This window comes from Streptomyces ureilyticus (assembly GCF_011045025.1).
GTDB classification, from domain to species: domain Bacteria; phylum Actinomycetota; class Actinomycetes; order Streptomycetales; family Streptomycetaceae; genus Streptomyces; species Streptomyces ureilyticus.
This window is the reverse complement of record NZ_JAAKZX010000076.1, coordinates 30248-40228: the sequence shown is the minus strand read 5'-3', so window position 1 is coordinate 40228 and position 9981 is coordinate 30248. Positions and strand designations below refer to the sequence as shown.

At 68.0% G+C, this 9981-nt stretch carries 9 protein-coding genes and 6 pseudogenes; 6 read left to right on the top strand and 9 right to left on the bottom strand.

Translation table 11 applies throughout. The features are described from left to right. Nucleotides 1-379: 379 nt before the first annotated feature. Together G6048_RS23350 and G6048_RS23345 are read right to left on the bottom strand one after the other, a co-directional pair. Complete coding sequence (locus G6048_RS23350) at nucleotides 380-1057, bottom strand: restriction endonuclease (RefSeq protein WP_165341540.1); 678 nt, start codon at nucleotides 1055-1057, stop codon at nucleotides 380-382. A 393-nt stretch (nucleotides 1058-1450) separates the two neighbouring features. Next, a pseudogene (locus G6048_RS23345) lies at nucleotides 1451-2280 on the bottom strand (transposase); the annotation flags it as partial. A 65-nt stretch (nucleotides 2281-2345) separates the two neighbouring features. Here G6048_RS23345 and G6048_RS23340 point away from each other — a divergent pair. Then, nucleotides 2346-2531, top strand: a complete 186-nt coding sequence (locus G6048_RS23340; protein ID WP_165341530.1) for a hypothetical protein — start codon at nucleotides 2346-2348, stop codon at nucleotides 2529-2531. Here G6048_RS23340 and G6048_RS49765 read toward each other — a convergent pair. Then, nucleotides 2508-2627 (bottom strand): annotated as a pseudogene (locus tag G6048_RS49765) (IS5/IS1182 family transposase); the annotation flags it as partial. The gene G6048_RS23340 and the pseudogene G6048_RS49765 sit on opposite strands and share 24 nt — an antisense overlap. Nucleotides 2628-2734: 107 nt before the next feature. On the opposite strand from G6048_RS49765, the pseudogene G6048_RS23330 reads away from it, so the two are divergent. From G6048_RS23330 to G6048_RS23315, 4 genes and pseudogenes are all read left to right on the top strand, one after another. Next, a pseudogene (locus G6048_RS23330) lies at nucleotides 2735-2917 on the top strand (transposase); the annotation flags it as partial. Between the two features lie 539 nt (nucleotides 2918-3456). After that, nucleotides 3457-3936: an RICIN domain-containing protein gene (locus G6048_RS23325; RefSeq protein WP_165341539.1), complete on the top strand. Its 480-nt coding sequence runs from the start codon at nucleotides 3457-3459 to the stop codon at nucleotides 3934-3936. A gap of 197 nt (nucleotides 3937-4133) precedes the next feature. Then, nucleotides 4134-5051 carry a cupin domain-containing protein gene (locus G6048_RS23320; protein WP_165341538.1) on the top strand — a complete coding sequence of 306 codons (918 nt, stop codon included), beginning with the start codon at nucleotides 4134-4136 and terminating at the stop codon, nucleotides 5049-5051. Nucleotides 5052-5227: 176 nt separating this feature from the next. Then, nucleotides 5228-5860, top strand: a complete 633-nt coding sequence (locus tag G6048_RS23315) for a DUF2461 family protein (protein WP_235990213.1) — start codon at nucleotides 5228-5230, stop codon at nucleotides 5858-5860. Between the two features lie 191 nt (nucleotides 5861-6051). Here the strand turns inward: G6048_RS23315 and G6048_RS23310 are convergent. Further along, nucleotides 6052-6768 (bottom strand): annotated as a pseudogene (locus tag G6048_RS23310) (MerR family transcriptional regulator); the annotation flags it as partial. 309 nt (nucleotides 6769-7077) lie between these two features. On the opposite strand from G6048_RS23310, the pseudogene G6048_RS23305 reads away from it, so the two are divergent. Beyond that, nucleotides 7078-7837: pseudogene (locus G6048_RS23305) on the top strand (CBS domain-containing protein). Nucleotides 7838-8101: 264 nt separating this feature from the next. On the opposite strand, the pseudogene G6048_RS51005 reads toward G6048_RS23305, so the two are convergent. The 5 genes and pseudogenes from G6048_RS51005 to G6048_RS23285 form a co-directional block, all read right to left on the bottom strand. Next, nucleotides 8102-8206 (bottom strand): annotated as a pseudogene (locus tag G6048_RS51005) (PQQ-dependent sugar dehydrogenase); the annotation flags it as partial. Nucleotides 8207-8284: 78 nt separating this feature from the next. Then, a complete protein-coding gene (locus tag G6048_RS51900; RefSeq protein ID WP_408056157.1) occupies nucleotides 8285-8443 on the bottom strand; it encodes a hypothetical protein in 159 nt (52 codons plus the stop codon). A 2-nt stretch (nucleotides 8444-8445) separates the two neighbouring features. Continuing rightward, nucleotides 8446-8589 carry a hypothetical protein gene (locus G6048_RS51895; protein ID WP_408056156.1) on the bottom strand — a complete coding sequence of 48 codons (144 nt, stop codon included), beginning with the start codon at nucleotides 8587-8589 and terminating at the stop codon, nucleotides 8446-8448. Between the two features lie 111 nt (nucleotides 8590-8700). After that, the gene (locus G6048_RS23290) at nucleotides 8701-9699 is read right to left on the bottom strand and encodes a TauD/TfdA family dioxygenase (RefSeq protein ID WP_165341543.1); all 999 of its coding nucleotides are present in this window, start codon (nucleotides 9697-9699) and stop codon (nucleotides 8701-8703) included. Between the two features lie 56 nt (nucleotides 9700-9755). Then, nucleotides 9756-9965, bottom strand: a complete 210-nt coding sequence (locus tag G6048_RS23285) for an MbtH family protein (RefSeq protein ID WP_165341537.1) — start codon at nucleotides 9963-9965, stop codon at nucleotides 9756-9758. Nucleotides 9966-9981: the final 16 nt, after the last annotated feature.

Here is a 9981-nt window from a genome sequence, read left to right as displayed (position 1 = left end):
AACGAGGAGATGATCCTCGAGGGCGTACCGGCGTCACGCACCTCCAACAGCCGCCTCACCTGCCAAATCCCTGTGACAGCCGACATGGCCGGGATGGAAGTACACATTCCTGACACTCAGCTCTAAGGGACGGGCCATGTCTCGAGTGCCAGGGTGGCTCGGGCAGGCTCGGTGAGCCCGGCGCGCCGACGTCGACCAGGAGAGTCGAGAGTCACAGGGCGAGCAAAAAGACGACACGGCCCCCGAAGAGTCCGGCGCGTACGAGCCCTCATCCCCCGCAGGCACGGACGAACCCGCCCCCGTTCCTGTCCCCAACCAGGGGACAACGCGCGGGTTCAGCGGTTCGCCCCTGCAAGAATCCGCGAACGCGCGCGCTTCTTCATGCGGCCCGGCGGAGGGGTGTCTTGCGAGCCGTGGGCAGCCGCAGAAGGTCTTGCAGGGGCGTGCCGTGTTCGGCCCACCGGCGCAGCCGGTCCCGGTCGACCCAGTGCACCTGGTGGCGTTCGCCCCATGTTTTGGCGTCCCGGGTGAAGGAGCCGTTGGTGACCACGACTGCGGTGTCGGCTCCGTGCGCGGGGCCTGCGGTGCCTTTGACCTGGTACATCACTGATGAGCCGACTTTGCCGGCGACGGTGGTGTGCTTGGCCTGCAGGACGATTCTGCCGCGTTGGCGGTCCTCGCCGATGACGTCTGCGGCCTGGTCTCCTTGTCGGCCGACCTGTCGTGCGTTCCAGCCGTCCCGGAGGAGCAGGTCACGCAGGGCGAATTCGAAGGCCTGGTCGTCCATGGCGTCGAGTTGTGCGAGTGTGATACGCAGCCGGGCCAGCGTCTGGGCTCGCACTTTCTGGGCCCGTGCCTCGCGCATGAATTTCCAGGCTGCGTACCCCAGGGCGAGAGCCGCAAGGAGGGCGAGCAACGGCCAGATGCGGACGGCTGCCTGCCATGTGGCTGTGGCGATCTTGGCCAGCAGCCAGAGTGCGGCGCAGGCGACGGCCGCGGCGGCGGCCTGTTCCCTGCCGCCGCGGGGTGGGCGTAGCCGGGGCGAGCGGCGGGGCATCAGTGGCCCACGCTCGCTGACACTGATGGTGTAGGGGTTTGCGGTGTTGTCGGGGAGGCCTCTCCGAAGCCGATGAGCTGGCTCCATAGCCACACCACCGCGATCAGCCCTGCGATCGACCAGCCGCTCAGTTTCTTCGCGCTGGGGCGGGGTTTGCGTCGGTAATGACTTCGCACCTTGTAGTAGCCCTCGGGCGGCTTCGCCACTGCTTCCTCCTCCGTGTCGCCAGGCCGCCAACTGCGGTCTGATCTCTGGGATTCGGTGTAGCAGCGGGCACTGACAAATCCGCCGGTTTGATCAGTGGAGGCCTTGGCAGTGCCTCGAAATCGCGCCGTGATGGGGAGTGTAAATCTAACGGCCCTGTCTCACTTTCGGTGGTGACGGAGCGTGCTGCTATCCGAGGAGGATGCGGTGGCGAAGGAGGGTGAAGCCTGCTCGTCCGTGCATCTGGCGCGCGATCCGTTTGGTCTTGGTGTTGACGCCCTCGGTGGGGCCGTTGCTGTACGGAAGCGTGAGGGCGGCGTTCACGGCGTCGCGGTCTCGTTCCAGGCCCCGGGTGAAGGCGTGCAGATGAGGCAGGTCGGCTGCTCGGACTTGGGCGATCCAGCGCGTGAGTGCGTCGGCGTTGTCGGCGTGCGGCGTAAGGAGCGGGGCGAAGTCTCTGATACCGGCGGCGAGTTGGGTCATCTCGGGGCAGGCGGCGGTGAGCTTGGCCAGGAGCTCGTGTTGCTCGGCCTTGAGGTTGTCGGGCCTGGTCAGCAGCATCCGGGCGAGCCGGCGCGGGGAGATGTGGCTGCGGTCGGCGTCCGCGCGGCCCTGGTTGATGTACTGGTGCAGGAGGTTCAGGCAGCCCGTGAAGCCGAGGTTCTTGATCTCTTCGAAGAGGTGTTTGACGGGGGCGGCGGGGTCCTCGGCTCGGCGTTTGCGCAGGTGCTCGCGGTAGGGATCGACGAGGCTGGCGCGGTATTTGGGGACGCGGAGCATCCGTTCGGGCTGGTCGGCGCGGGCGTAGCGTTTGACGGTGTTCAGGGCGAGTTGCAGGCGGCGGGCGCATCGAGCAGGCCGGCGCCCTGGTCGAGGATGTCGTGGACCTGGTGCCAGCGTTCGAGGGTGGTCTGTGCGCGGGGCCTGTCGTAGATGGGCGCGTCCAGTACGGTGGCCCAGCAGGTGCTGTGCGCTTTCACCTCGCTGAGGGCGGCTTCGCACAGGTTGTGCCACAGATGGCGCTGTCACGTTGGTTAGCCGGGTGGGATGATCTTCTGGTTGATCGTGCTGGAGGGGGCTGTCCGTGGAGGCCGTGTCGCCGTCGTACAAGGGGCACCGTGACAGCGCCGACGCTCCGCAGCGTGAACTGCTGGCCGAGCCGGCTTCCGCAGGTCTACTGGACCAGCGCGGCCCGTCGGCGCAGGCCGAGTCGGCGGCCCCGGAGCCGGCGAGGTGGACGGTGGCGCCGGGCGGGATCTCCGGTCGCTGACCGCGCGACCCTGTCCTGCTTCCAGGCCGTGATCATCGGCTCGATCAACGCCCACTGGGTATCCGATAAGTCGCTCGGGTACGGCTCTCGCTTCATGCCCCGCATCTCAACATGGACATGATCAACAGGGCGGCCTGTGCGACGATCAGTACCACGATCGAGCAATCACGAACCGACAAAGATCGGACTTAACGCCCACTCGTGTCGTCAAAAGGCGCTGGGTGGTGGAGCGGAGTATCGGGTGGATCATGATGCATCGCCGTCTCGCCCGCGACTACGAGACCCTACCGGCCAGCTCCGAAGCCATGATCCACATCGCCTCGATCGACAACCTCGCCAAGCGCATAACGGACGAGACCACACCCACCTGGCGAGGAACCTACTAGGAAATAAACGGCAATTCGCCTACATCGAACGCCCTCTTAGAGTCAAGCTCAGAAGGTGTCTTCCTTCCTCCCTGATGTGACCGGTAGGGCGGTGTCGGTGGATCGGCTTCCTGGTGACAGGTGCGTTGTGCGTCGGTCGTGGTCCTACCGGATTCTGGTGCTCATGGACGGGTTGGTTCTGTGTGCCGGGTGCGCGAGCTCGCGGTGAGCTGATGATCGCCCCGCAGTATGAGACAGGCGGTTCGTCGAGACAGCTGTCAGTTTCTCGTTCTTGCCGCTCTCGGCTACCGCGTGGCGTTCGCCCTGCCCGTTCGAATCCAGCGGTGCGCTGCCAAACCGTTGCGCCGTGTGCGGAACATGTGGGTGACGCTCGGTTAGGTAGTTCGAGTAGCGCCGTCCGCCCGTTCGAGATCTTCCGGACAGGCTCTGACCTGGAGAAACGGCCGGTTAGCCATGCTGTGGAGCAACCGCCGGCTCTCTACGCTGAGTTGCAGGGGCGCCCGCTCCTGTGAAGAACTCTCGTAGCTGAGGAGCATGGCTTGAGCGACCTCGTACTGCTCGCGGGCGGATCGGTGACGATGACCCACCACGTCACCGGCACCTACTTCATGTGCAACGACTGGCACGACGGTGTCGGCAACCACACCCAGACCTGGGCGCAGGATCCCTTCGCCAAGGACAACAACTCGCACCGGTGGTTCCTACGGCAGAACGCCGGCGGAACCGTGCGCATCGAGTCGTACGCCAACCACCGCTGCCTCACGGCAGGAGCCAACCCGCCCGACACCGTGACCCTTCGCGAACACACGGACAGCCTCAACCAGCACTGGCGGCTGGTCTCCCAAGCAGAGCGAGGCAATGACTTCTACCTGGTCTCGGTCGTGCACCCGCGCTACGCCCTGGCCATCGCCGACCACCTCCAGGGCAACGACCGGCTGGTGGGCCTGACCCGTATGTGGGGCGGACCCAACCTTTCTCAGATGTGGCGGATCTACCCCTCGTCCGAGGACCAGGGCTGACTCCGCACCAGCACGAACGCCGCTATCGCGGGAGTTCTACCTGAAGCGTGCCGGTCCATCAGCGGGTGGCCGCCAAGCGTCAACCGGGACGGCGATGCAACGGCGGTCACCCGCAGACGGCGTCACCAGCAGTCTTCCGCAGTCCTTTCAGGGCCCGCATCAGCTGCGTGCACCGGAAAACACGAGGGAGTCTTCCCATGAGCCTGACCGCCCCCCATACCCCCGCCTGCTCCCCGGAGCCCCGCGGGCCGAAGTATCCCTTCCACATCACCAAGGAAGAGGAACGGCAGCTACGCCTCAAGGGCGCCGAGGCCGTCCCGTCGCTGGTGATCGGGCAGGCCACCTCGTTCGACGAGTACGCCCGCCAGCTGATGATTCCGCCAGCCGTCATGGACCTTGCACGCAAGGCCGAGGACCTGCGCCTGTCCGCGTGGGAGGTCGAAGCGATGCGCAAGCATCTGGCCCCCGCCGCCGAACCCGGCGACAAGGTGGGGCTGCTGCGCCACATCCTGCTGAAGAAATACAAGAAGGACCACACCCATCCGCCCTACATTCGCGTCGCCTGCACCGGCCGGGGCGACTACGACCACCTGGCCACCAAACACGGCCACCTCCACCCCGACGACCACCCCAAGGGCGACATCGGCTCGCCCGTCGTCCTGGAAATCTGGCCGGCGCAGCACTACTCGCCCATCCACTCTCACGGCCACACCACCGGCATCGTCTTCTGCCTCGCCGGCCAGCTCGACGTCATGGTCTACGAACACCTCAAGTGGGACGCCCGCAAGCTCGGCCTGCTCACCCTCACCCCCGGCCAGTGCGCCTGGCTCTCCAAAGACAATTACGCCGTGCACCGGGTGTACTGCCCGATGGACGGCGGCGGCGGCACCACTGGCCCCGGCTACATGAACTCCACCGCCGATTTCGGCGCCAGCTTCCACGTCTACCTCAACCCCGAGCAGACCGCCGTCCACGACAAAGATGGCGACAGCTACAACCGCGACTCCTTCGACTACATCGACGAGAAGTCCAAAAAGCGCGGCGTCTTCGCTACCGAATCCGACCTCTCCTGGAGCATCCTCCGCCGCGTCCTGGCCAACACCCCTCTGACCTGAGGTGACCTGGCCCGTGGGGTCCGTCAGCTCGCTGGCGGGCCCTCTCCTCTCGTTGCACGACACATCGATCTGGCCGGCGAGCCTCGCCGCTGCACCTCCCACCTTGTCTGGGGTTACGCCTCCCTGCCCGTCTCAGTCTCCGCGTGCGCGGATCATGGGTGAGCTATCGTGCGCGCATGCGCGGACAGTTCACCGGCTGGCCGGAGCAGGCCATGGACGTGTTGTGGCAGCTCCAGGGCGAACCAACCCACGCGACCCGCGAGCGCCACCGCGCGGACCGTGAACGCCTGGTCCGACAGCCGATGATCGCCCTGCTCAACGAGGTCGCGGACACCGACCCCCGGTACGAGGACTTCTCCGTCTGGCACTACCGCACCGACTCTTGGTGGTGGCAGCACCAGGGCGCGGTGATCCGACTCGGCCGCAAGATCGAGATCAATCTCCGGTTCGACCTGGACGGCCTGCGGATCCAGGGCGCCTGGTGGTACCCCGACCCCGGCCAGGTGGCCACGTTCCGCAAGGCCGTGGCCTCCGAGAGGAGCGGCCGCGAACTGTCCGCCATCGTCGAGGACCTGCGGAAGAAGGGCTACGACATCTCCGGGGACGTGATGAAACGCCCCCCGCGCGGCTATCCGACGGACCACTCCCGTACGAACCTGCTGCGCCACCGTTCGGTGATCGCCGCCCGCCCCCTCGGCTGCGAGGAGTGGCTGCACACCCCCGAGGCGGTCGACCGGGTCCTCTCGGCCGCCGCCGACCTGGACTCCCTGCTGATGTGGCTGGTCCGCCATGTGAAGCGCGCCGCCTGAGCTCTGAGTAAGAGGGGCCAGCGTCGACCGGATCGCGTCGTGTGGCATCTGCTGAGGTCGGGTACGGCTTCGGCAACTGGCCATCGCACTCAAGCGGGCCGTGCGGCACCCGGAGCCTGCGGCCTGACAGTCGAACGCCCTCTCCTCTGCATCAAGGGGGCGAAGGCGTGTGCGTTGCAGTTAGGCCGTGTTTAGGTAGCGGGTGAGTCTTGGGCGGAGAGTTCTTCGGCCAGTTCCATACAGCGCAGGCGGGCTGGGGAGAAGTCGTAGGGCATCTTGCCGGTGGCTTCGAACACGCTCATGGAGTCAGCCTCCCGCCTGCCAGAGCTGAGGTCGGCCTCGCCCTCGCCGTCATCGGCGGTGGCAGGGTGCAAAGTGTCCCAGGCGTCGAAGAGGTCATCGTCGTCCTTACCCAGGCCGGACTCCTCGATGACGGCCTGCAGGGCGCTTTCGAAGGTGTGCCGCTCGACGGCCACTTGAGCCACCCGTGGATCATCGACGGCGACACTGTCATCGAGTGCCTCCTCGGCGTCATCGATGCGGTCGGAATCCTCCCGCAGAGTGGGATGCGTGGCCAGGACGACGAAGCGGGTGGCCTGGACGGCCGCGCCGAGCGGGCCGAAGATCCGCTCAGTGACCAGCAGACTGTCCAGGTCCGCCTGACGCAGGGAGCCCTCGGGCAGGCTCTTGAGGCGTTCGGTGACGAAGTCGGAGAGCAGGCCCATCCGGCTGCCTTCGGTGCGCATCCGCTGCACGGCGGTCCGCTGCCGCCGCAATTCCGCCTCCTGCTCGGCGAGGGTTTCCTCCAACCGCTCCAGGATGCCCGCGATACCTTCTCCGCTGTCCGCACCGGCGGAAGCCGTGCCGGTGGTAAAGGCGTCACGGATGTCGTCCAGGGCGATCCCGGCAGCCGACCCGACCGTCCCACCAGGACCGCCATTGAGTGGACGGTTCGGCCCGGGGGCAGGGGCCGATCGGCCCCTGCCCCTTCAAACCGTTGAACGCGAGGCTGAAGTGGCTCCGGAGGGCCGGCTCCCCAGGAGCAGTCCGAAGGGACAGCAACGGCCGAACCAGCCGCTCAGACCCGCGATTTCCAGCTTCTCGCACCGCAGGGGCATGACACCCGGCGGTATCCGGTAGGGGCCCGCGGGCACCGTGTGCGCACCACAGTCGGTCGCGCCCCGCTTGAAGCAGTGCGGGGAGAGGAGGGAACAGCCGTGAGGACCTGCAAGGTCGGCGAGGTGATGACCAGTGAGGTCATCGACGCCCGCCCGGGAAACCCCGTTCAAGGATGTGGCGCGGCTGCTGCACCAGCATCGGATCAGCGGCCTGCCAGTGGTGGACGCCGACGACAAGGTCGTGGGCGTGATCTCCGAGACCGACCTGATACGCCGACAAGCAGCTCAGGCCGACGGGGATAGGCGACGCCGCTTCCGACTCTCCGCCCTGCGCGGCAGGGCGGGACGCGCCTCCGGCGGAGCCCGGGCCACGACTGCGGGGCAACTGATGTCGACGCCCGCGATCACGGTGCACCCAGAGCAACGCGTCGCGGACGCAGCCCGGGTTATGGAACGTCACCACGTCGAACGGCTGCCCGTGGTCGACGAGGAAGACCGCCTCATCGGCATCGCCACCCGCCGCGACCTGCTGAAAGTCTTCCTGCGTACCGACGACGAGATCCGCCAGGAGATCATCGACGAGGTCCTGACCCGCGCCATGTGCCTGCCGCCCCACACCGTGATCGTCTCCGTACACGACGGCCTGGCCACGCTGCACGCGGGCGTCCCCGGACTGAACGAGCTCCGCGAGGGCAATGTGGACGTCGTCGGCATCCTGGCTGGTGGCGGCCGCCAGTCGGTCCAGGGAGGTGAGGATCTCACCTTCAGGATCTGCAGCAGCCGGGCACCGCCCCGGCCGGCGAGGAGCACCCCGGCCATCTCCACCAGGTGCTGCAGCAGCGGACTGCGGTGCTGGTAGCGCGCCGTCAGCCCCTCGACCTGCTCGGCACGGTCTCCACAGTAGGAGGGGAACCTCAGCGGAGTAGTGGGCCCTCGGCGTCACGGGCGCTCTCCCGGCCACGGGAGAGCGCCGCGCCGGGGGTGACGATGGCGGCAGGACCACGCCATGACGTGGACGAGGAGGAGCCCCGAGGCGAGGGAGGATGCGCCACAGGCGCCGGCCGCGCTGTGCGGCCATGGAGACGACGTTGTCGGCGATGGCGCTGGGCGAGGCCTCGCAGGTGGGCCGGCCGTAGTTGGCGCCGGGCTTGATCAGGTTCAGTTCGTCGAACCGAGTGTTGCCGAACTCGGCCGACCACAGCCGCCCGTTGCGGTCGAAGGCGAGCCCCTGCGGGTTACGGACAGCTGTCGGGGCCGAAGGCGAGCCGGCCCAACAGCTGAATCGGAGAGGGACGCGGCCTGACTGTCAAGGTCTCATGCGCATCTGATGATGCACCGGGGCAGACCACCCGGCCGCGCCGCGCAGCAGCGGGGACGAGGTCGCGGCCAGCGCGCCCAGGGACGCGCCGTGAAAGCCCCCGGTGAAGGCGATCACGTTGGTGCGCCCGGTGACCTTACGGGCCAGCTTCAGGGCCGCCTCGACGACGAGAGTCCCCGCGGGGCCAGGAACTGCACCACATGGTCCCCGAACCCCCGCGGCTGGAGCACCACTTCGGTGAACCGCTCCAGGAACTCGGCCTTGGCGGCGGTGTGCAGATCCAGCGACTGCACCAGGCCGCCGGCCGTGTCAGCACGTACCTTTCGTAGTCGGCATCACACGCTCGTCTTCACATGCTCGTGCCGGAGACATCCGTGTCCTGCGTAACCCGCTCCCTCGGGCGCTCACTTGACCAGGACCGTTCCGTCGCCGGGCCGGTGGTCGCGGGAGCGGCGGAGGTCCGAGAAGGCGAACGTGCGCTGGAGCCAGCGGTCCTGGCCGTCGTAACGGGGGGTGAAGGCCGAACGCCCGTGCAGGGTGACCCGGTTGTCGACGATCGCCAGGTCACCGGGGCCCAGCAGCACACCGGTGTACGTCCGGTGCGCGACCTCGCTCAGCTCGGCGAGGGCCGCGCGGCCCGCGTCGGTCACGCCCCGGGTGGCCGCCTCGTCGAAGCACAGGTCGGGGTCCTCCGGGTCGCCGGTGAGCACCGCGCGCACGGTGCCCTCGCCGGACAGGCCGAAGGACGGGGGCGCCTCCGTGACGTACTCGGGGCGGGTGAGGGCCTCGCGGGTAGGGGGCGTGAGCAGGGGCAGGAGACGTCGGATGCAGCTGGTGCGCAGCTCCGCGATGCCCTCGTGGTCGGGCCGCAGGCACAGCAGCATCACATAGTCGGGGCGGTGCGGGTGGAAGGCGTTCTCCGTATGGAAGGTCAGCTCCACCGAGCCGACGTTGCCCTGCACCTCTTCCTGGCCGGGCACTGGCACCACGTCCTGGACCAGGGCCCCGGACTTCTCCGCGGCGAACGCGGCCGGGTCGCCGAGCCCGGCCGCGAACAGCAGCAGCGTCGCCGCCGGAAGCGACGGCACGCACTGCACCGAGCCCTTCAGCACGGGCGTGGCCGATAGGTCAGGGGCGCCGATGGGCAGCCCTCGCAGGACGAGGGCACCGTCCGGGCCGGAGTGCCTGCGGAACTGGCTCATCAGGCGCCGTACTTCGGCGGGCGCGTCCTCCCAGGCGTGGCGGGCGCGGGCCACCCAGTCGGGGTCGTCGACCCTCTCCCCCGCCCGGTCCAGCAGGCCCCGGGTCACCAGGCTCAGCGCGGCCGACTCGGGGGTGCCGAGGCGGTGCGTCCCGTCCCCCGGGCCGACCGGCGACAGTGCAGTACCGGCCGCCGACGGCATCACTTCGACGCTGCTCACGTGCGTGTTCCCTCTGCTTTCCGCTCAGTGGCTGTTCGTCACTCGCCCATGGCTTCGACAAGGCTCTTCGGGCGCAGGTCGGTCCACTCGCGCTCGATGTACTCCAGGCAGGCGGCCCGGCTTTCGGGGCCGAAGACGGTGCTCCAGCCGGCGGGCACGTCGGCGAAGTCGGGCCACAGGGAGTGCTGGCCCTCGTCGTTGGCCAGGACCCGGTAGACGCCGTCGGGGTTCTCGAAGGGGTTGGTCATCGTTGCTTCCTTTCCG

What these genes read in the sequence shown, in the direction of transcription:
- G6048_RS23350 (WP_165341540.1), bottom strand. Translation starts at nt 1,057, where the DNA reads ATGCCCCGCCGCTCGCCCCGGCTACGCCCACCCCGCGGCGGCAGGGAA.
- G6048_RS23320 (WP_165341538.1), top strand. Translation starts at nt 4,134, where the DNA reads ATGAGCCTGACCGCCCCCCATACCCCCGCCTGCTCCCCGGAGCCCCGC.
- G6048_RS23315 (WP_235990213.1), top strand. Translation starts at nt 5,228, where the DNA reads ATGCGCGGACAGTTCACCGGCTGGCCGGAGCAGGCCATGGACGTGTTG.
- G6048_RS23290 (WP_165341543.1), bottom strand. Translation starts at nt 9,699, where the DNA reads ATGCCGTCGGCGGCCGGTACTGCACTGTCGCCGGTCGGCCCGGGGGAC.
- G6048_RS23285 (WP_165341537.1), bottom strand. Translation starts at nt 9,965, where the DNA reads ATGACCAACCCCTTCGAGAACCCCGACGGCGTCTACCGGGTCCTGGCC.